Raw genomic sequence first — 24,815 nt, forward strand, 5'->3', positions numbered from 1 at the left:
GGAAAATCCTTTCCAAGCCGGTCGATCTCTCGCAGTTGGCCTCGACCTTGGACGAGGCTTTGCAACAGCCGCTCATTTTGGTTGTCGACGACGATCAAGACCTTTGCGCCAACCTGCGAGACTTGATTCAGGAACGGGGATATCGGGTCGCTCTCGCTGACGACATTCGATCGGCAATGGCTCGATTGGATGAAAACCGATTCGGGATCGTACTGCTCGACGTTCGCTTACCCGATGGCGACGGCAGGGAATTGCTGAATAGGATGCGGGACGCACGTTCGGAAGCGCGGGCGATTCTCATTACCGGGCAGTGTCTGGAGAGCGCCGACTTGCCCCTCGGAGATGCTCCATCCGATGCCGTGTGCTATAAGCCGCTCGATCTCCAGGTGCTTTTCTCGCTCATCGGCCGATTCACGCGTTAAGGACTAAACGCATCGGAACGGACGCCCGAATCTGGGATGTCAGTTGACTGTTTGGAATCGTTTTTGCTCATGGTCCTCACAGGAACAAGTGATACCTCCATTGAAGCGGAATCATGCCTGATACGCCCTCGTCCCCCACGCCTAGCTCACCCGTGGAAAGCATTGGCGATGCCGAACGCCTGTCGGAGCGACTCGCCTATCTTGGACTTTCCTCCGTTGATCAAGCGAGATTGCGCGAGCTCGCTCCCAAGTTCGAAGAGTTTTCGACGGCGTTGGTCGAAGCTTTCTATCGGCATCTATTTTCCTTTCCGGAGTCGGCCCGATTTCTCGGCGACTCGCAGCTCGTCGACCGCCTCAAGCAGGCCCAAATCGTACACTTCGTTTCGCTGCTGCAGGCCGATTGGGGGCCGGAATACGTCGAGCGACGTCGCCGCGTCGGACAAGCTCACGCCGGCGTCGGAATCGATCCGGAGCTGTTCTTGGGAGCGTACAATCAATACGTGCAGCAATCGTTCGTCCGCTATCTGACGGCCGACGGAGCGACCATGCCGCCGCAGGTAGACGGCTTGTTGTCGCTGTTAAAGGTCGTCTTTCTCGATCTCGGGCTCACGCTCGATTCGTACTTCACGCGTGCCACGCAGACGATGCAGCATGCGCTGGACATGTATTGGAAGGCCAATATCGAACTCCGGCAGTTCGCGCATCTCGCCTCACATGATCTCAAGACGCCGCTGGCGACCGTGGCGAACTTCTGCGACGAAGCGCTCGACGAGTTCGGCGAGCAAATGCCGAGCGAAGCGAAGCAACTCATCGAATCGGCTAGAACCCGCACGTTTCGGATGAGCACGATGATCGACGAACTGCTCTCGGCGGTCACATCATTCGATCTTTCGGCGCAGCTACAGGAGGTCTCGAGCCAAATCGCTCTCAACGAGGCGGTCGAACGACTGCGACCCGCGATTCAGGCGAAGCAAATCGTGCTGGAGACTCCTAAGTCATTGCCGATCGTCTGGGGTGACGCGGTCCGGTTGCGGGAATCGTTCTACAATCTGCTCTCGAATGCGGTGAAGTATCTCGAACGAGCTCCAGGACATATCAAAGTCTCGGTCGCACCGCATTCCGGAAGCTTCGAATTCATCTTCGCGGATGACGGGCCCGGCATTCCGCGCGAAGACTTGGAGCTGATCTTCGCGCCGTTTCGTCGCTCGACGAAGCATCGCAACCAGCCCGGCTCCGGTCTCGGCCTCTACTTCACGAAGACAATGATCGAACATCAGGAAGGCCGCGTTTGGGCGGAGTCGATCCCCGGCCAAGGAAGTTCGTTTCACATCGTTCTTCGGGCGCAACCTGCCAGTGAGACTTAATTCACCAGACTGCTGGGCCGCCGGCAATTGAGCCGGCTTCAACCGCAAATGAGCACGGTCCCGAGCATCGCGAGCGTCCCGAGAGCGACCACCGTGAAGATGATCGCCGAGACGATGCGAAGCGCCGCGGCGTCGTCGGCGTCCATATCCGACTCGCGCCGCGCGATGGTTTCCAGCTTCGCGACCGGCGTCTTAAGCGGGAGCGCGGCGGGAGCGAACGTGGCATCGTTGGGATATACGACGGTGGCCATGAGCGACGATTCCTATCTTGGATGGTTTCGGGAGCGCTTCGAATCGTCTCTTCGACTCGCGACGATTCCTTAAACGCAATCACGATGCCGAGGCCGATCAGGCACGTCACTATCTGCTGGTTGCTGCGCAGAAACCACATCCGCCGCAATCAGTTAGAGCGAGATCGAACTTCCGCTCCGAGCTTGGCGGCAGTCGAACGAGGCGTGCGGCCGGCGCGCCCGATCGTCGCACGTGTGCCGCGGCGTCACACCGAAGCTCAATTTGACGTGACCGCAACATCGTTACGAAGCGCGATCTGTTACCGGGGCTTCGGAGCCGTCGGCCGAGAGGCCGTAACGCTCCAGCAGCCGATAGAGGCTGCGTCGGTTCACGCCGAGCGCGCGGGCGGCTCGGGCCTTATTGCCGCGCTCGCGGCGCAGAATCTCGACGACGTGGGCCCGCTCGATCGACGCCAGTGACGCATCGGAGGGATCGGAAGCGGAGCCCGATGCGGCCGTCGCCGACGGCGCGGCCGGCTGCGGCCCCAGGACGACCTCGCGCGGCAAGTCCTTCAGATGCACGGTGCGGCCGTCGGCAAGAATCTTGGCGCGGTCGATCGCATTGATGAGCTGCCGGATATTGCCCGGCCAGGTGTAGCGCTCGATCGCCGCGAGCGCCTCGGGCTCGATCAGCCACTCACTACCGAGAAACTTACGGACCAAAAGGGCGACGTCGCCGTTCCGCTCGCGCAGCGGCGGCAGTTGCAGCGACATCACGTTGATCCGGTAATAAAGGTCTTCGCGAAACCGTCCGGCCTTGACCTCCGCAGCCATGTCCCGATTCGTCGCCGCCACGATGCGCACGTCGACGCGTCGCTCCTTGACCGACCCGATGCGACGCATCGAACCGTCTTCCAACACGCGCAGCAGCTTCGGCTGCAAGGAGCCCGGCATTTCGCCGATTTCATCGATGAAAAGGGTGCCGCCGTCGGCCATTTCGAACAAACCGGGCTTGCTCGCGATGGCGCCGGTGAACGAGCCTTTTTCGTGCCCGAACAACTCGCTTTCCAACAATGTTTCGGCCAGCGCGGCGCAGTTGATCACGACCAACGGCCTATCAGCGCGAAGGCTATGACGATGAAGCGCACGCGCAACGAGTTCCTTGCCGGTGCCGCTTTCGCCTTGGATGAGGATCGCTTTTTCGGTCGGTCCGGCGCGCTCGATGAGGTGGTACACCTCACGCATCGGCGCGGAGTTGCCGAGCATGTCGGGAGCAGACTGAACGCGAGACAACACTTGCTTCAGCTGTACGTTTTCCTTGGTAAGCTGCCGCCGTGCGACCGCTCGCTCGATGACGACTTCCAAATCGGCCAACGGACAAGGCTTCATCAAGTAGTCGAACGCTCCCAGCTTCATGCTCCGCACGGCCGTTTCGACGGTCCCTTGACCGGTCAGCAACACGACTTCGCAATCCGCCTGGATCGCCTTGAGCTTTTCCGTCAGGTCGACGCCGGACATGCCCGGCATCACCATATCGAGCAGTGCCACATCGAATTCGCGGCGCTGCACCGCTTCAAGCGCGGCCTCGCCGTTCGAAGCTTCTTGGATCCGGTAGCCGCGGCGACCGAGCCGCCGCACGACGGTACTCCGGTATTCGTCATCGTCGTCGACGATCAACAGGTCGATGGATTGCGGAGTTCGAGGTTCGGTCATGATGAAGTCAACATTTTGGTCGAGGGGGGCAGTTCGGACGACGTTTTGGACGGTCCGTTCCGACGCGGCAATAAGAACGGAGGTCGGTTGCTCGTAAAGCAACCGCCGTACCGGGAGCGAAGATCATCGATCTCCGCAGATTGTGAGGGGTTAAACACAATAGGTATGTGGAGCGGGTCGCTCGAAAGTGCGCGAAGTCGGGGCAGCATGTGCGAATACGCTCACTCGCCTATTGAGAACTCGTAGGCGGCTCGCTCAGACGCCTGAAATCCGGCCGCCATATTGCGGCCTTGAGAAAAACGACGTGGATGAACTCGTCCGGCATTCGATTCGCGTAAGAGATCGGCGAAATCAGTCAGTCTTACTCGAATGCCGAGGCCTACCCATGAAGACGCGCAAGATTCTCTTTCCCACCGACTTTTCGAGCAAAGGGGAAGCTGCCCTCGAATACGCGGCGGCATTGGCTCGCGAACGAAATGCCTTGCTGGTGATCGTGCACGTGCAAGAGCCGCCGGTAATGTATGGAGACGGTGCGTACTACTACGGGGCGCCGGAGCCGGACGCCGATGTGCTGCGGAACATGCTCCTGGCGGTGAAGCCGCACGACTCGGCCGTCGCTTGCGACTATCGTTTTGTGCAAGGCTTGCCGGCGCAGGCGATCCTGTCCGCCGCGAAGGAACAGGACGTCGACCTGATCGTCATGAGCAGTCACGGCCGGACCGGCCTGAGCCGACTCTTGATGGGAAGCGTCGCGGAAGAAGTCATGCGAGGCGCCGCGTGTCCGGTCATGGTCGTCAAACCGACCGCGAAGGTCGACGCGGCGGTCGCCGTGGGGCTCAAGCCATGAGCAACGGCCACTACGTCCACGAGGTGAATCCGTATTACTTACAAGCTCGGAGCGAACATCGCGATCTTCACGCTGCGATCGAGCGCATTCGCAGCAAGTTGGATGGGACGTGCGAAGTCGATGCGTCGGCGGCGAGTATCGCCGAAATAAGATTGCTCATCACCGACCTTCGTGATCGTCTTGCCTGCCATTTCCGGCAGGAAGAGAAAGGTGGTTACTTGGAAGAAGCGACGATCCGCCTTCCGCAAGTCGCTCCGCAGGCATCCGCTCTCCAACGCCAACACGAGGAATTGCTCGCCGCCGCCAACGCAATGCTCTATCACGCATACTCCGCCGACGCCGCTCCGTTGGTGTGGTCCGATTTGAAAGCTGACTACACCCGATTTTCTAAGCATGTCGAAGCCCACGAAGCGGCTGAGAATGCCCTGCTTTCCCGAGCCTTCAACGAAGATTCCGGCCTCGACGTGTGATCTGACACTCAACTCGCCCCCTGTTTTTCGACCTCAAGCCTCGAACATTCTTAGGAACACGCTATGAAACGCCGCATTCTGTTCGCCGTCGCCTTCGCCGCCCTCGGGTTGTCCGTCACGTCGGGTCGCTCCGCAGACCCGAACAAGGTCGCACCGTTCATGCGACTCAAGCTCGCGCATTCGGAGAAACTGCTGGAAGGGATCGCGCTGGCCGACTTCCCGTTAATCGAGAAGAGCGCGCAGGCTCTCAGCGTTCAGAGCCGCGACGAAATGTGGCAAGTGTTGCAGACTGCGGATTACCTGCAACACAGCATCGAGTTCCGCCGCTCCGCCGATCGGGTCGCCGCGGCCGCCAAGAAGAAGAATATCGACGCGGCGGCGTTCGCCTACGTCGGTCTCACGATGCAATGCGTCAATTGCCATAAGCACGTGCGCGACGTTCGCACGGCCGGCCTCGATGTGCCGGCTTCGATTCACTTGGGGCAACGATAGAACGCGGACGATCGTCTCGGGTACGAATTCATTTTCGGTTGTCAATTTCGAAGGAGCTCGTCATGGCTACGAATGCAGGTATTTGGGTTGATTCCGAGCATGCAGTGATCGTTTACTTAAACGATCCGGAACGCAAGATCGTAAAACTCAAGGCACCTCCCACCGTCAAAGCCGTTGCCAAGAAGGGCGCGGCGAAGCCCGCGTATACGAAAAACGATTTCGTCGCCGAGGACCGATTGGAACGGAAGTCGACGGCGGTACGCACGAACTTCTATCGGGAGCTGGAAAAGCAGTTGAGAAACGTTCGCCGGCTGCTGATTCTCGGTCCGGGTTCGGCGAAGAAGGAGTTCGCCACATATCTCGGCACCAAACGATCCACACCAGCCGTCGGTAAAGTCCAAGCCGCCGATAAGATGACCGACCGACAGCTTCGAGCGATCGTCGAAACCTACTTCGCATCCGGTGACTCGAAACAGTCGCGGACGCGAAAGAAGCGTACGACCAAATCTGCGTCCGTCGCATAAAGCCGCTGCCGTGGCGGCACGACGAATCCCGCAGCTCCATTCTTGAGAATGTCCGTTCACTGCGAATCGAGATGAACCGATGAAGGCTTTGATCTATCGCCGCAACGGTGATATTTGCTTCGAGGAAAGGCCTTTGCCGTCACTCCAAGCGCCGACCGATGCCATCGTGCGGCTTACGAAAACGACGATCTGCGGGACCGATCTGCACATCATCAAAGGCGATGTTCCCACGGTCTCTGCAGGCCGCATCCTCGGTCATGAAGGGACCGGAATCGTCGAACTTGTCGGATCCGGTGTGTCGACGGTGCAGATGGGAGACCGCGTGCTGATCTCGTGTATCACGTCGTGCGGCAAATGCTCGAACTGCAAACCGGGAATGTATTCCCATTGCTCCGACGGCGGTTGGGTGCTCGGGAATCGGATCGATGGGACGCAGGCGGAGTTCGTGCGGATTCCGCATGCCGACGGCAGCCTGCATCGCATCCCCAGGGGATACAACGAGGAGGCGGTCGTGATGCTGAGCGACATTCTGCCGACGAGCTACGAATGCGGTGTCTTGAACGGCCGGGTGCAGCCGGACGATTCGGTCGTGATCGTCGGCGGTGGGCCGATCGGACTCGCCACGCTGTTGACGGCGCAGTTTTATTCGCCGGCAACGATCGTCGTCGTCGATGTCGACAACGGCCGACTGGAAGTCGCTCGTAAGCTGGGAGCGAACGCGACGGTCAATGCCGGCGACGCAACGGCCGTCGATCAACTCATGAAACTCACCCAGGGCATCGGTTTCGACGTCGTCGTCGAGGCGGTTGGAATACCGGAAAGCTTCGACCTCTGTCAATCAGTCGTCGCGCCGGGCCGGCGGCTTGCGAACATCGGCGTTCACGGCAAGCCGTCATATGGTTTTCTCCTGCAAATGCAGCTGGGGGAATTGGTACTTTCGACGCCGTCCGCTACCGTTTTTTCATGCAACGGCCGACGTACGCGACCGGTTCGACTTTATGTTTCCGAAGTGCCTAAGGCCTTCAGCAACAGCGACCATCGGGCCATGAGCGCATGATGGGTTCGTTTGAGCGCCTCATGAACCTGCCGCTGCTCGGTCTGCTTCAGCGACTCGTTCTTGTGCTTGTTCGCGGTGCAACAAGCCGCCATAGAGGCTCCCTCTTGAACCAGTTCCGCGAGTTCGTGCTCCGCAGGGCCCTGTTCGTAGAGCCGAATCGCTGCAGCATGGGTCCTTAGGCGGCTCTCGTGAGCGTGTAACGCCTGTTCGACCTTCGCGACATCGCCGATCGCTTCGGCGATCTCCGCTTCCCATTCGCGCAGCTGGTCGTGCCACAACGCATTCTCCGATTTCCATTCGCGGTGGTCGTTGTGCATCGAGCTCATTTCGGTCGAGGACATGGGAGAGTTCCTTCGTCGCTGTTGTATGAGAAGCGTTTCGAACGACGTAAACGCATACGCCGAGCCGAAACGGTGAGACCGACGAGGGGGATGATTTCCGCGATTTCCCTCTATTTCCCTCTACTTCCCTCTACTTCCCGCTACGCGCGCTGTGCGAATTCGATGGTCGCTCGCGGCAAGTGTGCGATCCCGCACAGCGGTTTGGTTACCCTCAGTGCGTTACGCCATCGAAAATAAACTCGCTCCGATAGCGGGCTATCGCATCGATTTCTCGCGTCACTCCTGAAAGGCCGAGCTAAGCGGACGGACGATCACCGCGCGGCATTCTGTTTGCAATGGAAGGGCGAACTCCTCCTCTCCGTGTTTCGGAAGCTCAGCCATGAAAGTATTCTTCGCCGTCGACGGTTCCCGCGAATCCCTCAATGCCGTACGCCAGGTCGGACAGCTCCTCGCTCCCGCCGCCGACGCGGCGGCTATTTATTTTGCTCCGCCGGAGGTCATCTTTCGGCGCGGCGGCAACGTGCTCGCCCCGGTGACCGATGGCGTGGCCGTGGCCGTCGAACCGACCACCGCCGCAATGCAGCTTTCGGCCGACAAGAGTCTTCAGGAAGTTGCCGCGGCGGCGGTTGTGGAGACCGTCGTCAAGGAAGCTCGACGCCTCCTGCCCGAGCCCTTGGCTGCCGGTGCGAGGACCATTACGGCGCAACACACTCCGCGCGAGGGGATCCTAATCGAGTCCGAGAAGTGGGGAGCCGACCTCATCGTCGTCGGCGCTCGGGGTATGTCGGGTTTCGACACGGTCTTATTCGGGAGCGTCTCCCGAGCGGTCGTGCACGGTTCGCGCATCCCGGTGTTCGTGTCGCGAACCGATTCCGAGCACCGCGGCGATCGGCCGTTTCATGTGCTGTTCGCGTCCGATGGGTCCGTCTGCAGCGAAGCAGCTCTCGCCGCAGCGACCAAGTTGACACTGCCGCGCAATACGAAAGTGACAGCCGTGACGGCGATCGAAACCTTGCCGCCGGAAGTGCCCGAATGGATGGCTCAAGCCGGACGGAGCGCCGAAGCCGCGGAGATGATCGATCGCTGGACTCGCGAAACGGAGCGCGACAAGTACCGAGCCCACGAAGAGCTGGCAACGCTCATGACTAAGCAACTCCCGCCGTTCGCCGGAGCCGACGTCATCGTCGCCGAGGGACACTCCGCCGAGCAAATCCTCAAACTCCTGGCGGATCGCCGGATCGATCTCGTCGTTCTCGGCTCGCAGGGAAAAGGTTTTTTGAAACGGCTGTTCATCGGCAGCACGAGCGAGAAAGTGCTCACGCATGCTCCCTGCTCGGTCCTCGTCGCTCGTTGAAGCACGTGCGGCTTGGTCCGAGCCTGCCGTAGCATGCCGAATTAACTTAGCTGAGATCGGACCGCAAGTTCGGTCCCATGGTTGCAAGCGAAAGCAACATCGCACCTCGAACGTTACCCCGATTTGTAACGTTCGGGGGGTGCCCATTGATGGAGAACCGCATGAGCAGCGAGTCCAAACCAAGCGCCGTTCCTCTATTTCTCGCGCACGACGGACTTGCGAGCCTGATGCGCGAACTACAACGGCGCGGTTACACGGTCGTCGGGCCGACGATTCGTCAAGGCGCGATCGTATACGAACCATTAGCGTCGATCGATGATTTGCCGCGCGGCTGGACCGATCGGCAGGAAGCCGGAACGTATCGCCTCGAACGTCGTGCCGACGATCGCTATTTCGGCTACGTCATCGGTCCGCAATCTTGGAAACAATTCCTTTTTCCGCCGGTGGCCACGATTGCGACGGCCATGGCGACGGACTCGGGTTGGAGCGTTCAAGCCGCGGATTGTAGCGAGCCGCCGCGATTCGCTTTCCTCGGAATGCGGGCCTGCGAGCTCGCGGCCGTCGTCGTGCAAGATCGCGTGTTCCTGCAGAAAGATTACTCCGACCCAACATATCAGGCCCGGCGGGAGCAAGCCTTTTTCATTGCGGTGAACTGCACGCAAGCCGCGCCGACGTGCTTCTGCACTTCGATGAAGACCGGCCCGCGGTGTACCAAGGACTTCGACTTAGCTCTCACCGAACTCGATACCGGATTCATTCTGGAAATCGGCAGCGTGCGCGGCAGCGAACTCGCTTCGACGTTGCAACTCCGATCGGCGACGGCAACCGAACTTTCCGACGCCGACAACGGAAGAAGCCGTGCCGTCACGGAACAAACGCGCTCGCTTCCGGTCGATGAGGTGCGCGACGTACTGATGAAGAATCTGCATCATCCGCAGTGGGCCGATGTCGCCGAGCGCTGCCTGTCATGTACCAACTGCACGATGGTCTGCCCGACATGCTTTTGCAGCTCCGTTCACGAGGTTTCGGATCTCGATGTCACGCAAGTCGAGCGACGTCGAACTTGGGACTCCTGCTTCAACTTCGACTTCAGTTACATGAACGGCGGGGTCGTTCGCAACACCGTGAGCTCCCGCTATCGTCAGTGGTTGACGCATAAACTGGCGACTTGGCACGACCAGTTCGGATCCTCCGGCTGCGTCGGTTGCGGACGATGCATCACCTGGTGCCCGGTCGGCATCGATCTGACTGCGGAAGTCGCCGCGATTCAAGGGAACGCGTCGTGAATCACTCTCAAACTCCGAGCCCGCCGAGCCGCGCGATGAACCCTTGGGGGGCTCATTCCGCCGAGATTGTCGCCATCGACGCCGAATCGCCCGGCGTCGCGACTTATCATGTGCGACTGACTGAGAGGTCCGTCCGCGAAACGTACTCTTGCGCGCCGGGCCGATTCAACATGCTCTATCTTCCGGGCGTGGGAGAAGCCGCGATCAGCGTCAGCGGGCGCGATTCAGCCGCCGAGACTTGGCTTCACACGATTCGGACCGCAGGGAGCGTCACGCAAACGCTGGCGGGTCTTGGAGTCGGCGGCAAGCTCGCGCTGCGCGGCCCCTTCGGGACCGCGTGGCCGACGGAACTTTTCGCCGGACGTGATATCGTGTTCGTGAGCGGCGGGATCGGTCTGGCTCCACTCCGCCCGGCGATCGAATGGGCGCTCGAGCATCGCAGGTCGATCGGACGAATTACGCTGCTTCACGGGGCTCGCAATCCTCAAACGATCCTGTACGCCGACCGCTTCGCCGAGTGGCGCCGCCGCGGCCTGCAGGTCGAGGTGACCGTCGATCGAGGGGATCCCGGTTGGCTCGGACCGGTCGGAGTCGTTACGTTGTTGGTGGATCGCCATCGACCCGTCGATCCCGGCAAGACGCTGTTGCTGACATGCGGACCCGACATCATGATGCGGTATGTAGCGACAAGCGCACTGGCTCGAGGTCTGGAACCGACGCAACTCTGGTTGTCGCTGGAACGTAACATGCAATGCGCGGTCGGGTTCTGCGGTCATTGCCAACTCGGACCGGCCTTCATTTGTAAAGACGGCCCGATCATCCGCTACGATCGAGTCTCCTCCTATCTCGACGTGGAGGGACTCTAATGGCTCGACCGCGCCTGGCCGTCTTCAAGTTCGCGAGTTGCGACGGCTGCCAATTAACTCTGCTGGATTGCGAAGACGAGTTGCTTGCCATCGGCGAGAAGGTCGACATCGTGCATTTTCTCGAAGCGAGCGATCGTGCCGAATCCGGCCCTTACGATATCGCACTCGTCGAAGGCTCGATCACGACGGCGCACGACGCCGAGCGCATTCAAGAGGTGCGGCGGCAAACGAAGTTTCTCGTCACGATCGGCGCGTGCGCCACATCCGGCGGCATTCAAGCGCTGCGCAACTGGGGTGATCACGCCGACTTCCTCCGGGCCGTCTATGCCTCGCCGCAGTACATCGATTCGCTGGCGACTTCGACGGCGATCGCCGAGCATGTGCCGGTCGATTTCGAACTGCGCGGTTGTCCGATCGACAAGCGGCAGCTGATCGAGGTGATCCGGTCGCTCGCGACCGGGCGTCGTCCCCGTACGCCGTCGCACTCCGTTTGCCTCGACTGCAAACTGCGCGGCAACGTTTGCATTACGGTGGCGCAGGGAGTCCCTTGCCTGGGCCCGGTCACGCAGTCGGGGTGCGGTGCGATTTGCCCGGCCTACGATCGGGGCTGCTACGGCTGCTTCGGACCTGCGGCGCAGCCGAACGTCGTCAGCCTCACGACGCAGTTTCAACGAGCCGGGACCGCGGTTCCCGAACTCGTGCGCGGCCTGCGCCTCTTCAACGCCGCCGCTCCGGAGTTTCGACGGGAGAGCGATCGTCTGGATTCGAGCGTGGAGCGGCAACCATGACCGACCAAAAACGAACGATCCGCGTCGAGGCCTTATCGCGCGTCGAAGGAGAGGGAGGCCTGACGATTCATCTCCGCGACGGCACGGTCGATGCCGTGGAGCTGCGGATCTATGAGCCGCCGCGATTCTTCGAAGCCTTTCTGCGCGGCCGCGCGCCGGAGGAAGTGCCCGACATCGTCGCGCGAATCTGCGGGATCTGTCCAGTCGCCTATCAAATGAGTGCGGTTCAAGCACTCGAACGGGCCTGCGGAGTCGAGATCACGCCCGAGATTCGTCTACTCCGGAAGCTGTTATATTGCGGCGAATGGATCGAGAGCCATAGTCTGCACATGCACTTGCTGCATGCCCCCGACTTCTTGAAGTGCGAAAGTGGTTTGAAGGCGGCCGAGACGCATCCCGATGAGATTCGCCGCGGCTTGCGGCTGAAGAAATACGGCAACGAACTGCTCGAGGTTCTCGGCGGCCGGGCCATTCACCCGGTCAACGTTGCGCTCGGGGGCTTCTATCGTGCGCCGCGGAGCGAAGAATTGGCACGCCTGGTCCCTTGCTTCGAATGGGGTCTTCAAGCGGCGATCGAGACCGTCCGCTGGGTGGCTGGCTTTTCGTTTCCCGATTTCGAAACCGACTACGATTTCGTCGCCCTCACGCATCCCGACGAATACGCGATGAACGAAGGGACGATCGAGTCGAGTCGCGGCGGGTCGTGGAGCGCCGATACGTTCGAAACGGCGTTCGAAGAGCGGCAAGTTCCGCACTCGACCGCGCTGCAATGCGTCCGCCGTTCCACGAACGAAAGTTATCTCGTCGGTCCGTTGGCGCGCTTCAATCTGAGCTTCGATCGGCTGTCGGAGGCGGCCCGCCGCACGGCCGGCGAAATCGGTTTCGCACCGCCGTGCCGTAATCCGTTTCGAAGCATCATTGCGCGAGGCTTGGAAGTCGTTCACGCCTACGAGGTCGCGCTGACGATCTTGCGTTCTTATCGCGAACCGTCGGGCTGTCGCGTCGAAGTGCGTCCAGGTCTCGGCGAAGGGTGCGGCGCGACCGAGGCCCCGCGCGGACTCCTCTATCACCGTTACCGAATCGATGCCGCCGGGCTTGTTGCCGAAGCGAAGATCGTACCGCCGACTTCGCAAAATCAAGGGGGCATCGAACGAGATCTCACCGCTTGGCTGCCGCGCGTACTTCACGAACCTGACGACGAGATCGCTCATTCGTGCGAGCGCGTCATTCGGAGTTACGATCCTTGCATCAGTTGCGCGACGCACTTTCTCCGAGTCGACTGGGATCGCCGATGAACGACCCGAACGAAACGTTGATCGCCGGCATCGGGAGCGACTTCGGCGACGATCGACTCGGCTTCGTCGTGGTCAAGCGACTCGAGGGCTCGTTGCCGAGGTGCGTCTTGAAAGCGTTTCGTTCGCCGCTCGACGTGCTCGATCACTTGAACGAGTTCGCGGCGCTACATCTGATCGACGCCTATCGCGGTGCCGACGCGCCGGGAACGATAGTTCGCTTCGATTGGCCCAGCGCCGTGCTCCAGACCGTTCGCTTCAGCGGCACGCACGATTTCGATCTCATTTCCACGCTACGACTGGCCGAGAGTTTGCGGTTGCTCCCTTCGCGGGCGACGATCTGGAGCATCGCGTCGGCCGAGCCTGATTCGGATAGGCAGCCGACGTTGGAACTCTCACCTGCCGTCGCTGTTGCGACCGAACGTCTCGCCGAGCTGATCCGGAGCGAAATCGGGAGCCCCCGCGAGGCGATCAAACCGGTGATTCCACATGCATGAAGCGTCGTTGGTGAGTTCGCTGCTGCGGCAAGTCGACGATCTCGCGGTCGCCAACGGCGGTGGGCGAGTCGCCGAGATTCGCATCGAAGTCGGTCCCTTGTCGGGCGTGGAGCCGCTTCTCCTCAGGGAAGCCTTTCATCGCCTGCGCCCGAACACTTACTCCGGCACCGCGGAGTTGGTTGTGGAATTCGTTAAACTTACCTACCGTTGTCGAAGCTGCGGGCGTCGGCATGTCACCGACGAGTTGCGGTTCGCGTGCGAAGATTGCGGCGGCGGCGACGTAGAAATCTTGGCCGGCGACACGGTCGTTTTGCAATCCATTTCGCTCGAACAAACACCCGAGGAGTCGACGTCACCATGACCGCCACCCGCGTCATCACCGTCCGTCGCGATGTGCAGGCCGTCGCTCGCGGACTCGCAGCCGACTTTCGCCGCACGATGGCTGCCCGAGGCACGCTCGTCGTGAATCTCTTGTCGTCGCCGGGTTCGGGCAAGACGTCGCTCTTGGCGGCCACGGCCGATCATTTTCTCGGCAAGTACCGCTGCGCCGTTCTCGTCGGCGATATCGCGACCGATCGCGATGCTCAGCGGCTTGCCGACCATGTCCCCGTCGTACAACTGACGACCGGCGGGGCGTGTCATCTTGAGTTTCCGCTCATCGAACAAGGCTGGCAGGCCCTCGGCGAGCCGGCGGTCGATTTCTTGTTCTTGGAGAATATCGGCAACTTAGTTTGTCCGGCGTCGCACGACCTCGGTGAATATCTTCGCGTGCTGCTGCTGAGTACAACCGAAGGGGATGATAAGCCGGCGAAGTATCCCAAGGCGTTTCGCACGAGCCATGCCGTGGTGATCAGTAAGACGGATCTGTTGCCCTACGTGCCGTTTAGCCTCGAACGGGCCGCCGAGGATGCGCGATCGATCCGCGCCGATCTCGCCGTCTTTCCGACGAGCACCCGCCCTCCGCACGGCCTGGATGATTGGTGCGATTATCTGATCTCCCAGCGATGTCGAATGTCGGCGGGAGAGCCATGTCAACCGAATCGCTGACTGCGGCGACCGATCAGAGTCGGAGGATTCGCGTTTTCGGACGCGTCCAGGGGCTCGGTGTTCGTCCGGCGGCGGCGCGCTTAGCCGCCCGTCTGGGGCTCACCGGACGAGTCGCGAACACCTGCGACGGGCTGACCGTCGAACTGCAGGGAGCTCCCGAAGCGATCGAACGGTATCTCGCTGGTTTCATCGAAGCGTTGCCTCCCGGCGCGAAAGTGGAACGGATGGAAGTCGAAGCCGATCGACCGCGTCGCGACTTCTCGACATTTGAAATCGCGTCTCGAACGGAAGTCGGAGCCGGGATCGCCGCCGTCCCGATCGACCGCAACGTGTGCGCGACCTGTTTGACGGAAGTTCGCGATCCTACCGACCGGCGCGGCGGATATCCTTTCGCGAGTTGCACGGATTGCGGTCCCCGCTACTCCATCGTCGAGGCGATGCCTTACGATCGTGCGGCAACGACGATGCGACGGTTCATGATGTGTCGGACCTGCCGGCACGAATATCGTGCGGCCGACGATCGTCGCTTCCATGCGCAAACGAATGCGTGTCCGCAATGCGGCCCTCAGGCGCGGCTGACCGATGAGGAGGGCCGAACGACCATCGGCGGAGCAGCGATTGCGGCGGCCGCTTCGGCCCTGAGCCGCGGACGAATCGTCGCGCTTAAAGGACTCGGCGGCTATCAGTTGCTCGTCGACGCGACATCGCCCGCAGCCGTGCGGCGTTTGCGCGAGCGAAAGCGGAGACGGACGAAGCCGCTCGCGGTCCTCAGCGGATCTCTCGCCGAGGCGGAAACGCTCGGTGTGCTGACCGACACCGAGCGGCGATTGCTCGTCGATCCGGCAGGGCCGATCGTCATCGTACATCGGCGGGCCGAAGCTCGGTTGGCGGCCGAGGTCGCACCCGACTTTCAGTCGATCGGCCTGCTGCTTCCGACGACGCCGCTCCATGCCCTACTGTGCGATCAAGTCGCTCGGCCGTTGGTTTGCACGAGCGGAAACTCGGAAGGGGAACCGCTCGTTTACGACGAGACCAGGGCGGAGCGCGAACTTCGAGGCGTCGCCGATCTGTGGCTGCATCACGATCGGCCGATCGCCCGTCCGATCGACGATTCGGTCGTGCGCGTGATCGCCGGTGCGCCGTGTTTTCTCCGACTCGCGCGGGGCTTCGCGCCGTATGTGTTGCCGCCGTTTTCGCAGTCGATCGACTCGCCGATCATCGCTTTGGGCGGCGAACAGAAATCGGCGATCGCGCTCTGGAACGGTTCGCAAGCCGTTCTGGGATCGCACCTCGGCGACTTGACATCCGGCGCCGCATGCGAGCGTTGGTCCGCGCAACTGAACGAATTCGCTGCGCTCTACGGCGTGACGCGTGAATCCGCGGCCATCGTGCATGATCGGCATCCGGACTACTATACTTCTCGTTGCGCCGGGCAATATCGCAATCGCCTCAGCGTGCAACATCACCACGCCCACGTGGCGGCGGTGCTGCTGGAACACGGTGCGCTCGATCGCGAAGTCATCGGACTTGCTTGGGACGGCACCGGCTACGGGGACGACGGTACGGTCTGGGGCGGTGAGACGCTACGAGCCACTTCCCACGACTTTCAGCGCGTCGCACGGTTGCGATCCTTCGCCCTCTTGGGAGGCGAGCAAGCGATACGCGAGCCGTTTCGCGTTGCCCTGGCGCTCGTTTGTGACGCAATGGGACCGGATAAGGCGGCGAGACTTGCTTGGCCCGACGTCGTACCGAGCAAAGTCGAGGCGCTGATCGATCTCGCGATTCGCTCAAGACTCTTCCCCCGCACTTCGAGCATGGGACGCCTTTTCGATGGGGTCGCCGCGTTGGCGCTGGGGATCTCGCATAGCGGCGACGAAGGGCGTCCGGCGGTGCTGCTCGAGCAGGCTTGCGATCCTCGTGCGAAGGGCAGCTACGCATTTCAAGTCGATCACCGGTCCGGATTGATCGATTGGCGTCCGCTCCTGGTCGGCGTCGTCGAAGACGTGTTCCGTGGAGTCGGACCGGGAGTCATTGCGATGCGGTTCCATCGTGCCGTCGCCGACCTCGTCTTTTCCACGGCTGCGACATATGCCGATCTACCGCTGGTCACCTCCGGCGGCGTTTTTCAGAATGCCGTGCTCGGCGAGCTTCTCTCCGCGCGACTTTCACTACGTCCGGCCGGTTGGCTGCGCTCGCTCGTCGTTCCGCCGGGGGACGGCGGCTTAGCGGCCGGACAACTGGCCGTCGCGGCGGCCCGCCGCCTGCGTACGAAAGGAAAGGGCTAATCGATGTGTCTCGCCGTTCCAGGTCGATTGGAGGAGTGGACCGACCGCGACCCGTTATTGGCCCGCGGTTGGGTCGTGTTCGGCGGCGTACGACACGAATGCCATCTCGCCTGCGTGCCCGAGGCGGAAGTGGGCGACTATGTCCTGGTTCACGCCGGAATCGCGCTTAACCGCATCGATATCGTCGCGGCCGAGAAGCTCTTACGTGAACTGCGTGATGCCGGGGAAGAGTCACCGCCCTCGGCCGAGGACGAGATGCTATGAAATACCTTGATGAATTTCGTCATCCTGGCGCGACGGAGAGTTTGCTCGAGTCGATTCGCCGCCGCGTTACCAAGCGTTGGACGATCATGGAAGTCTGCGGCGGTCAGACGCACGGCCTACTTCGTTACGGGATCGACGAAGCGCTGGCCGATGCGGTCGAACTGATTCATGGACCCGGGTGCCCGGTCTGCGTCACCGGTGCCGAAGTCATCGATCGCGCCATTGAACTTGCGTCGATCCCGAACGTCTTGGTAACCACGTTCGGGGACATGCTTCGCGTGCCCGGCAGCCGAGAAAGCTTGGCCTCGGCGCGCGCCGCGGGTGCGCTAGTGCGCATGGTCTATTCTCCGCTCGATGCCGTGGCGCTCGCCGAAAAGCATCCGGAACTCGAGGTGGTGTTTTTCGCCGTCGGCTTCGAGACGACCGCTCCCGCGACGGCCCTAGCCGTTCTGCAAGCGAAGCGGCGCGGGATCGAGAATTTTTCCTTGCTGGTCGCGCATGTTCGCGTGCAGCCGGCGATGGAAGCGATCTTATGCGCTCCCGAGAATCGGGTGCAGGCATTCCTGGCGGCGGGCCATGTCTGCACTGTGGTGGGCTGCGAGTCCTACGAAGACCTTTGCCGGCGGTACGAAGTGCCGATCGTCGTAACCGGCTTCGAACCCACGGATCTCGCGACCGGGATCGCTGCCTGCGTCGAGCAATTGGAAACAAGTCGTCATGAAGTCGAGAATCGCTACGATCGGGTCGTTCAAGCCGAAGGAAACCTTCGTGCGCGGCAATTCGTCGAGGATGTATTCGAAGCCTGCGACCGAACCTGGCGCGGTCTGGGAGCGATGCCGCTCGGAGGACTCCGACTTCGTGAGAGCTGGCGTGATTACGACGCTGAACGACGGTTTACCGCGGGAGCTTTGCCGCAAGTCGTGAGCTCATGTCGCTGTCGAAGCGGCGAAGTGCTGAGCGGACGAATCAAGCCGCCGGAGTGTGCGGCATTCGGCGGCGAGTGTCGGCCGGAGCATCCGTTGGGAGCGCCGATGGTGTCCGGCGAAGGGGCCTGCGCCGCGTACTTTCAGTATCACCGGCCGGAGTTACGTTGCGAACCACGCGCCGTCGAGGGAAATGCTTAATGAACGACTCTTCATCATGGGCCTGCCCCGTGAAGCATGCCGCGGAGCCGCAGCGCGTGTCGTTAGCGCACGGCGAAGGAGGTTCGTCGATGCGCAGATTGCTGGAAGAGCACATCTTGCCTCGATTCGATCGCCTGTCCTCTTTGCCGCTCGACGACGCCGCCGTCCTACCGCAGATCGACGGTCGGCCCGTCCTCACGACCGATGCGTTCGTCGTTTCCCCCTTGTTCTTTCCCGGCGGCGACATCGGCACGCTCTCCGTTTACGGCACCGTAAACGATCTGGCGGTTCGCGGCGCCGAACCATTGTGGCTGACGCTGTCATTGATTTTGGAAGAAGGGTTTTCGCTCCAACTGCTCGACCGTGTGCTCGAGAGCGTCGCCGAGGCCGCCAGGCGGTGCCGCGTCTCGGTCGTCGCGGGGGACACGAAAGTCGTACCGCGCGGCGCAGTAGATCGACTGTTCGTTTCGACCACCGGGCTCGGCAGACTGATCGAACCCGGCCCGTCCGGTTCGGCAACGATCGAGGTCGGCGACGTGTTGCTCGTGAGCGGCCCTATCGGCAGGCACGGAATCGCGATCTTAGCCGCGCGGGAAGAGATGGCGTTCGAGCCGCCGCCCGAGAGCGACTGCGGTCCCCTGATCGAAGCAGTCGCTGCGCTGCGAACCGCGGGCGTTCGAGTTCGAGCTATGCGCGACGCAACCCGGGGAGGCGTGACGGCGGTCATGCACGAATGGGCACGCGACTGCGGCGGAACGCTGGTGATCGAAGAAGAGCGCGTGCCGATCTCGTCGGATGTGCGCGGAGTATGCGAATTGCTCGGGCTTGATCCGCTGAACGTGGCGAACGAGGGTACGATGGTCGTCGCCGTGCATCCGGACGATGCCGAGTCGGCGCGGAGCGCACTTCAATGCGTCTCCGTCTGTGCGCGAGCTGCAAGAATCGGCTTTGTCCGCGCCCGGGGGTTGCTTCCGGTCGTGGTCAAGCGGGGAATCGGAAGCGAGCGGCCGCTCCTCGAGCCCAGCGGTGCGCCGCTGCCCCGCATATGCTGAGGAAGATCTCCGGCCATGGGTGACCTTGCCGCTTCGGCCCCTTTCATCGACGTCCCTCACACGCTTTCGATCGAAGCGATCCTCGCGGTCGCGGCGACCGATCCGACGCAAGGGCTTTCGACGGCGGAGGCGACCTCACGACGCGCGCGCTGGGGCGCGAACGAACTGTCTGCGCCGAAGAGCGACCCGGCATGGCGCCGGTTTGCGGCGCAATTCCATCAGCTCGTCGTTTGGATCTTGATCGTCGCCGCTTTAATCGCCGGCGCGACGGGAGATTGGCTCGACACGGTCGCCATCCTGGCCATCGTGCTAATCAATGCCGCGCTCGGGTTCGCTCAAGAAGAACGAGCGGAGCGCGCATTGGAATCGCTCCAGCGGATGGCCGTACCGACGGCGCGCGCTCGCCGCGACGGCGAGATCCGTGTGTTGCCCGCCGCGGAGTTGGTCCCGGGCGATATCGTGTTACTGGAAGCCGGCGATGCGGTCCCCGCCGATTCTCGCCTCGTCGAAACATTCGCACTAACCGTGCAAGAGGCGACTCTGACCGGAGAGTCGGTTCCGTCTGAAAAGGACGCCCAAGCTTCGTCGTCGATCTCGGCCGCTTTCGCCGACCGAGCCAATATGGTCTATCTCGGCACCACGGTCGCCGCCGGAAAGGGTCTGGCCGTCGTGGTCGCGACCGGCCGGATGACGGAACTCGGTAAGATCGCCGGAATGTTGGCTCGGGAAAAACGGGAACCCACGCCGCTGCAGCGGCGAATGACCGACCTCGGGCGCATACTCGTCGTGGTCTGCTTGGGGATCGTCGCGCTGATCGCCGGCCTACTGCTCTGGCGCGGGCTTCCCCTCGAAGAGGTGCTGTTACCCGCCGTGAGTTTGGCGGTTGCCGCCGTTCCGGAAGGCTTGCCCGCCGTGGTCACGGTGGCGCTCGCGCTCGGTTTGCAGCGTCTGGTACGGAGAAATGCCTTGGTGAGGAAACTTCCCAGCGTCGAAACGTTGGGTTCGGTGACGGTCATCTGCAGCGACAAGACGGGTACGCTGACACGCAATGAGATGACGGTCCGCGAGTTGGCCGTCGGCGATCGTCGCTACGAGTTCAGCGGCACCGGTTACGCACCGGAAGGGAAGATTGCGACGAAGGAAGATACGGTCGGTGCGGCCCTGGACGACGACTCCGATCTGGATTGGGCCCTCTCGATCGGCCGCTATTGCAACAACGCGCAGCTCGTTCGGACCGAGGAGACCGGTCGCTGGTCCGTCGTCGGCGATCCGACGGAAGGAGCCTTAATCGTCGCGGCCATGAAAGGCGGCCCGAGGACGGAAGTCCGAAGCTTGCGGCTCGAACACGAGATTCCTTTCGACTCCAGCCGCAAGATCATGTCGACGATCCATCGCCGCGACGACGGGACTCGGGTGATGTTCATGAAAGGGGCGCCGGAAGCGGTGCTCGCTTTGTGCACGAAGGTGCGTATCCAAAGGAACGATCGGCCGTTGACGGACGACTTGCGAACGGCGATCTTGCGAAACAACGTCGAGATGGCCGGCCGCGCACTGCGCGTGCTCGGCTTGGCCTATCGCGACGAGCCGCCGGCCGCCGAGAAAAACACGCCGGAACGCGAGCTCACGTTCGTCGCCCTCGTCGGAATGATCGACCCGCCGCGCGAAGAGGTGCGGGCCGCGGTCGAGCGCTGTCGCGAAGCCGGAATCCAGCCGGTGATGATTACGGGCGATCATCCGGCGACGGCCCGAGCTATCGCCGTCGAGCTGGGGATTCTCGACGAGCGAGCTCCGGGCGTCTTGACGGGCGTCGAATTGGATACGATCGACGACGCGGGTCTCGAGCGCCGCGTGGTTTCGACGAGCGTCTACGCCCGAGTGACCGCGGAGCACAAGCTGCGCGTCGTCCACGCCTGGAGGCGTCGGAAACAAATCGTGGCGATGACCGGCGACGGCGTGAACGACGCCCCGGCCGTGAAAGCGGCCGACATCGGAATCGCCATGGGAATCACCGGCACCGACGTCACGAAAGGCGTCTCGGACATGGTATTGACCGACGACGACTTCACCTCGATCGTCAATGCCGTCGAAGAAGGACGCGGAATTCTCGATAACATCCGGAAGGTGATTCACTATCTGCTGGCCTGCAATGCGGGCGAAGTCTTGTTGATGCTGTTCGCGGCGCTCGTCGGCATTCCCGTCCCTTTGACGGCGTTACAGATCCTGTGGATCAATCTCATCACCGACGGCCTGCCGGCCCTGGCCCTGGCAGTCGAGGCGCCGGAGCCCGATCTCATGCGTCGCCGTCCGCGCGCGACCGAGGCGGCCTTAATCTCGTGGAAGCGTGGTCGCTTGATCTTCCTTCACGGGCTGCTCATCGCGGTCTGTGCGCTGGCGGCATTTCAGATCGCTTGGCACCGGCTGCCGGGCAATATCGACGTCGCTCGACTGGTCACGTTCTGCGTGACTGCGTTCGCTCAACTGTTCTTCGCTCTGAGCTGTCGCAGCGCGCGGCTGACTTGGCCGCAATTGGGACTGTTCACGAATCGGCCGCTGCTGGCGGCCTTGACGGTTTCGGCGTTGCTCCAGCTTGTCGCAACGGCGGTCATCGCACTGCGCAGCGATTCGCTGCAGGCATTGACCGATCCTTATATTTGGGTGCCGGCCACGCTGCTCGCGCTGTTCCCCGTCACGTGCTTCGAGGTCGGGAAGCTCGTCTTCGGCGCGAAACGGCGATCTTAGCGAGCTGCAAGCCGATATGGCTTCACATCCGATACCATGTGCGCGGGCGCCACGTCCGAGCCGTAATCAAGAACCTCTCGGGCCGGTCGCGTGATCCGATATTCCGCGTCTCTCGGCGGTTGTTGAGCATCGTCGTGAAGACGGACGTCGCGAGAGTCGGCTCCGGCTCGTATTAGACCATGGACCAAGCGGTGAATTCGCCATGCGTCGAAGAACAAGCGATCCATGACCGGGGCGTCGTCACATGCGCGGGACGAATCGCCTCTTTCCGCTCCGAACAAGAGACGCGAGGCAGCGGCGGTCGGGCGGCTTTCGGCTTCGCATTCCTTCTAGTGCGCGGCCGTGACGATGATGAATCAACCTAGTGTAACGGTCCATCGTCGACGAAACGGTCGTCTTCGGTTGTTTTTGACGGCACCAAACTTACGACTCGGTCACGGCGGGCTCGGCATACCGAGAGAAGTTCAAGATCAACGGATGCTCCAACTCATAATAATCGCGGTACAGCATCCGAATCGCTCGGCCGTGCATGTTCCCTTCGAAGATAATCTTCTCATTTTGTACGATCGTGGGATCGACGACCGTCTCGAGAGCGTAGCGAGATCCGAACGGAGATAACACGCCGCGCTCGCAGTCGGGACAACGTTCGGCGATCTCGTCTTCCGTGGCGAGCTTCACGCGAGCATCGCCGAACGCTTTGGACACGGCGTCCAAGTCGACGACATGCGTCGCAGGTAATACGGCGACTAAGTACTTAAAGCCGCCGTTGACATGAAGCAGAACCGTCTTAGCGACCAGCCGACCCGACACATTCAATTCGCGGGCGAGATGTTGAGCACCGTAAGTCGGCTCATGTAAGTACGCCTCGAAAGGAACGTTTTTCTCGTGGAGAAAGGTTTCCGTGTTCATGGCACGATCGCTCCCTGAGGTGGTCTTTCGCCGAACGGCGGCCGATAAGGAGGCTTACCGTCGTCGCCAGAGCAAGCCGACGAGAAATCCCGCACCCGCCGCCGCCGCGAGCGCCGAGACGGGTCGGTCGACGATACATTTCTCGAGGGCGCGTTCGAGCCCCCGGACTTTCGCACGTCGCTCGTCGCAGAACTGCGTGGCGGTTTCGCGAACTTCATGGAGCTTTTCTTGAGCGACCGCCGTCACGGAGCGGGCGAGCCCTTCGATGTCCCGTTGGAGATCGACGACATGTTGTTGCAGTTCGGCGGTCGCCGTGGAATTATCGGCGGACATGAGTCGTGCCTTTCAAAGTGTTATCGAAACGGTGCGTCTGAGGTTTTCACGAGTTTCGTACGATGACTCGCAATCAGCGGTCCGATTCCAGCGAATGCATCAGCATCGACAGTCGTGCCAAGAGCGTGTGATGCTTTCGCTTGAGCGACTCATGCATTTCCCATTGCTGGGCATGATCGTACGTTTCGACGCAATGCTCGCCGCCGGGCGCGGCTTTCGACGGAGTCGCGGCCTGAGCCGCCCGGACGAGGCGGCATTCGTGGTCATCGAGCCCCTGTTCGGCAAACCTGATCGAGCGGGCATGAACTTCCAACTTCGAAGCATGTTCTCGCAGGATCTGTGGAAGCCTCTCAAGCATCGGGCCGGCTTGTTTCAATTCAGTTTGCCAAACGGCGAGTTCATCGCGCCAAAAAGCATTGTCGGTCTTCCATTCCAAATGATCCCGATGCAACTCAAGATTCGTCGCCGCTGTCATCACAGGTCCTCCTCGGTCGGTGATCGATTAGCGGAACTCGTTCGAACTGAGTTCTATTCCGGTCCTAAGCGGGGACCATGACGGGCTTATTCGACGCCTTCACGGTCAGCACGGGGCATTTCGCGCGGCGAACGACCGCTTCGGCGACGCTCCCCATCAACAGGGCCGTGAGGCCGCGCCGACCATGCGTCCCCATCACGACGAGATCGACGTGCTCGCGCTCGGCGAAGCCGAGAATCGCATCCGCGGGAAGTCCAGGGAGGACGTGGTACTCGATCGGGACGCCCCGACTAACGGGAGCGAAGGCTCGCAGTCGACGAAGCGCCTCGTCCGGGCTCGGCTCGGGAACCGTGTAGAGGTATTCAGGACCGTTGACGGCGTTCCAAGGTTCTTCGACGTAGACGACGAAGAGTTTTCCGCCAGACCCGCGCGCCATGGTCGTCGCCGCGTCGAGCGCGGCTTCGCTACAGGGGGTGAAGTCGATCGGGACGAGAATCGTTTCGGCTTTCATCGGAATCCTCCTCGTCGCCACATTCATTGAGACTCAGGCACCGAAATGAGTAAAGCAATCTCCATGCCGCCGCGCGATCGAAGCCGATCGTGTCGATTTTGAGGGCCTCCGTGCTCAAAGCGCATTCCGTTCTCGCGTTTCCAACGCAGATTTTTATCCGAGATCCTGTGACGATGGACGCCGTTGCAAGCATTTCGCCGGCGAAGACGCATCCGTCGGACGGAGCGCTCCAGGGACTATCCGAGGAAGAGGCCCTGCGCAGATTTACGGAAACCGGACCGAACGACCTTGCGTCGGTCGCCGTTCCCAATGCCGTAATGGAACTCTTGCGGCTCTTTCTCAATCCGTTGGTGATCACGCTGCTGGTCGCGGCGATCGTCTCGGCGCTGCTCGGAGAAGTCGTCAGCGCGATAATCGTCGGGTCGATCGTACTGCTGGGGATCATGGTCAATGCCGTTCAAACGCATCGCGCGCAAAAAGCCGTCGATGCGCTACGCCGTCGAGTCGCCCCCACGGCGACCGTGGTTCGTGGC

The 24,815-nt window shown here is 61.7% G+C and carries 28 protein-coding genes; 21 read left to right on the top strand and 7 right to left on the bottom strand.

The window, feature by feature from the left end; translation table 11 throughout:
• Positions 1-422 (top strand): response regulator (locus K8U03_19140; GenBank protein ID MCE9607006.1); only part of this gene is annotated, 422 nt, incomplete at its 5' end.
• 152 nt (positions 423-574) lie between these two features.
• Entirely contained in the window at positions 575-1,786 is a 1,212-nt protein-coding gene (locus tag K8U03_19145; GenBank protein ID MCE9607007.1) for a hypothetical protein, read from the top strand.
• A gap of 38 nt (positions 1,787-1,824) precedes the next feature.
• On the opposite strand, the gene K8U03_19150 is transcribed toward K8U03_19145, so the two are convergent.
• Both K8U03_19150 and K8U03_19155 read right to left on the bottom strand, forming a co-directional pair.
• Positions 1,825-2,037 carry a hypothetical protein gene (locus K8U03_19150; protein ID MCE9607008.1) on the bottom strand — a complete coding sequence of 71 codons (213 nt, stop codon included), beginning with the start codon at positions 2,035-2,037 and terminating at the stop codon, positions 1,825-1,827.
• Between the two features lie 282 nt (positions 2,038-2,319).
• The gene (locus K8U03_19155; GenBank protein MCE9607009.1) at positions 2,320-3,729 is read right to left on the bottom strand and encodes a sigma-54 dependent transcriptional regulator; all 1,410 of its coding nucleotides are present in this window, start codon (positions 3,727-3,729) and stop codon (positions 2,320-2,322) included.
• A 385-nt stretch (positions 3,730-4,114) separates the two neighbouring features.
• On the opposite strand from K8U03_19155, the gene K8U03_19160 reads away from it, so the two are divergent.
• The 5 genes from K8U03_19160 (at position 4,115) to K8U03_19180 (ending at position 7,119) form a co-directional block, all read left to right on the top strand.
• Entirely contained in the window at positions 4,115-4,576 is a 462-nt protein-coding gene (locus K8U03_19160) for a universal stress protein (GenBank protein ID MCE9607010.1), read from the top strand.
• Entirely contained in the window at positions 4,573-5,046 is a 474-nt protein-coding gene (locus tag K8U03_19165) for a hemerythrin domain-containing protein (GenBank protein MCE9607011.1), read from the top strand. Before K8U03_19160 ends, K8U03_19165 begins: the two co-directional genes overlap by 4 nt.
• 63 nt (positions 5,047-5,109) lie before the next feature.
• Positions 5,110-5,538: a hypothetical protein gene (locus K8U03_19170; GenBank protein ID MCE9607012.1), complete on the top strand. Its 429-nt coding sequence runs from the start codon at positions 5,110-5,112 to the stop codon at positions 5,536-5,538.
• Between the two features lie 62 nt (positions 5,539-5,600).
• Positions 5,601-6,062: a hypothetical protein gene (locus K8U03_19175; GenBank protein ID MCE9607013.1), complete on the top strand. Its 462-nt coding sequence runs from the start codon at positions 5,601-5,603 to the stop codon at positions 6,060-6,062.
• A gap of 79 nt (positions 6,063-6,141) precedes the next feature.
• Positions 6,142-7,119 (top strand): alcohol dehydrogenase catalytic domain-containing protein, encoded by a 978-nt coding sequence (locus tag K8U03_19180; protein ID MCE9607014.1) that lies wholly within the window; start codon positions 6,142-6,144, stop codon positions 7,117-7,119.
• Here the strand turns inward: K8U03_19180 and K8U03_19185 are convergent.
• Entirely contained in the window at positions 7,059-7,460 is a 402-nt protein-coding gene (locus K8U03_19185; protein ID MCE9607015.1) for a hypothetical protein, read from the bottom strand. The two genes, K8U03_19180 and K8U03_19185, sit on opposite strands and share 61 nt — an antisense overlap.
• A 379-nt stretch (positions 7,461-7,839) precedes the next feature.
• On the opposite strand from K8U03_19185, the gene K8U03_19190 reads away from it, so the two are divergent.
• The 13 genes from K8U03_19190 to K8U03_19250 all read left to right on the top strand — a co-directional run bounded on the left by K8U03_19190 (position 7,840) and on the right by K8U03_19250 (position 22,054).
• Positions 7,840-8,814: a universal stress protein gene (locus tag K8U03_19190; GenBank protein MCE9607016.1), complete on the top strand. Its 975-nt coding sequence runs from the start codon at positions 7,840-7,842 to the stop codon at positions 8,812-8,814.
• Between the two features lie 161 nt (positions 8,815-8,975).
• Positions 8,976-10,100, top strand: a complete 1,125-nt coding sequence (locus K8U03_19195) for a 4Fe-4S dicluster domain-containing protein (GenBank protein MCE9607017.1) — start codon at positions 8,976-8,978, stop codon at positions 10,098-10,100.
• 35 nt (positions 10,101-10,135) lie between these two features.
• The gene (locus tag K8U03_19200) at positions 10,136-10,966 is read left to right on the top strand and encodes an FAD/NAD(P)-binding protein (GenBank protein MCE9607018.1); all 831 of its coding nucleotides are present in this window, start codon (positions 10,136-10,138) and stop codon (positions 10,964-10,966) included.
• The gene (locus tag K8U03_19205) at positions 10,966-11,754 is read left to right on the top strand and encodes an oxidoreductase (protein MCE9607019.1); all 789 of its coding nucleotides are present in this window, start codon (positions 10,966-10,968) and stop codon (positions 11,752-11,754) included. The genes K8U03_19200 and K8U03_19205 overlap by 1 nt, the downstream gene beginning before the upstream one ends.
• The gene (locus tag K8U03_19210) at positions 11,751-13,049 is read left to right on the top strand and encodes a Ni/Fe hydrogenase subunit alpha (GenBank protein MCE9607020.1); all 1,299 of its coding nucleotides are present in this window, start codon (positions 11,751-11,753) and stop codon (positions 13,047-13,049) included. The genes K8U03_19205 and K8U03_19210 overlap by 4 nt, the downstream gene beginning before the upstream one ends.
• Positions 13,046-13,543: a hydrogenase maturation protease gene (locus K8U03_19215; protein MCE9607021.1), complete on the top strand. Its 498-nt coding sequence runs from the start codon at positions 13,046-13,048 to the stop codon at positions 13,541-13,543. The genes K8U03_19210 and K8U03_19215 overlap by 4 nt, the downstream gene beginning before the upstream one ends.
• Positions 13,536-13,904 carry a hydrogenase maturation nickel metallochaperone HypA gene (locus K8U03_19220; protein MCE9607022.1) on the top strand — a complete coding sequence of 123 codons (369 nt, stop codon included), beginning with the start codon at positions 13,536-13,538 and terminating at the stop codon, positions 13,902-13,904. The genes K8U03_19215 and K8U03_19220 overlap by 8 nt, the downstream gene beginning before the upstream one ends.
• Positions 13,901-14,590, top strand: coding sequence for a hydrogenase nickel incorporation protein HypB (gene hypB, locus K8U03_19225; protein MCE9607023.1), 690 nt, complete (start codon positions 13,901-13,903; stop codon positions 14,588-14,590). Before K8U03_19220 ends, hypB begins: the two co-directional genes overlap by 4 nt.
• A complete protein-coding gene (hypF, locus tag K8U03_19230; protein ID MCE9607024.1) occupies positions 14,572-16,875 on the top strand; it encodes a carbamoyltransferase HypF in 2,304 nt (767 codons plus the stop codon). Before hypB ends, hypF begins: the two co-directional genes overlap by 19 nt.
• Positions 16,876-16,878: 3 nt before the next feature.
• A complete protein-coding gene (locus K8U03_19235) occupies positions 16,879-17,139 on the top strand; it encodes a HypC/HybG/HupF family hydrogenase formation chaperone (GenBank protein ID MCE9607025.1) in 261 nt (86 codons plus the stop codon).
• A complete protein-coding gene (gene hypD / locus K8U03_19240; GenBank protein ID MCE9607026.1) occupies positions 17,136-18,263 on the top strand; it encodes a hydrogenase formation protein HypD in 1,128 nt (375 codons plus the stop codon). The genes K8U03_19235 and hypD overlap by 4 nt, the downstream gene beginning before the upstream one ends.
• Positions 18,263-19,315, top strand: a complete 1,053-nt coding sequence (gene hypE / locus K8U03_19245) for a hydrogenase expression/formation protein HypE (GenBank protein ID MCE9607027.1) — start codon at positions 18,263-18,265, stop codon at positions 19,313-19,315. The genes hypD and hypE overlap by 1 nt, the downstream gene beginning before the upstream one ends.
• Before the next feature lie 15 nt (positions 19,316-19,330).
• A complete protein-coding gene (locus tag K8U03_19250; GenBank protein ID MCE9607028.1) occupies positions 19,331-22,054 on the top strand; it encodes a cation-translocating P-type ATPase in 2,724 nt (907 codons plus the stop codon).
• Positions 22,055-22,477: 423 nt separating this feature from the next.
• On the opposite strand, the gene K8U03_19255 is transcribed toward K8U03_19250, so the two are convergent.
• From K8U03_19255 to K8U03_19270, 4 genes are all read right to left on the bottom strand, one after another.
• Positions 22,478-22,963 carry a YbaK/EbsC family protein gene (locus tag K8U03_19255; GenBank protein ID MCE9607029.1) on the bottom strand — a complete coding sequence of 162 codons (486 nt, stop codon included), beginning with the start codon at positions 22,961-22,963 and terminating at the stop codon, positions 22,478-22,480.
• 54 nt (positions 22,964-23,017) lie between these two features.
• On the bottom strand, positions 23,018-23,296 hold the full coding sequence (locus K8U03_19260; GenBank protein MCE9607030.1) for a hypothetical protein: 279 nt from the start codon (positions 23,294-23,296) through the stop codon (positions 23,018-23,020).
• A gap of 73 nt (positions 23,297-23,369) precedes the next feature.
• Positions 23,370-23,771, bottom strand: a complete 402-nt coding sequence (locus K8U03_19265) for a hypothetical protein (GenBank protein MCE9607031.1) — start codon at positions 23,769-23,771, stop codon at positions 23,370-23,372.
• 64 nt (positions 23,772-23,835) lie between these two features.
• Positions 23,836-24,282 (bottom strand): universal stress protein, encoded by a 447-nt coding sequence (locus K8U03_19270; GenBank protein ID MCE9607032.1) that lies wholly within the window; start codon positions 24,280-24,282, stop codon positions 23,836-23,838.
• Between the two features lie 173 nt (positions 24,283-24,455).
• Between K8U03_19270 and K8U03_19275 the strand changes: the two genes are divergently transcribed.
• On the top strand, positions 24,456-24,815 hold a 360-nt coding region (locus K8U03_19275; GenBank protein ID MCE9607033.1), incomplete at its 3' end, for a hypothetical protein.

The organism is Planctomycetia bacterium (genome assembly GCA_021413845.1).
Lineage (GTDB): Bacteria > Planctomycetota > Planctomycetia > Pirellulales > PNKZ01 > PNKZ01.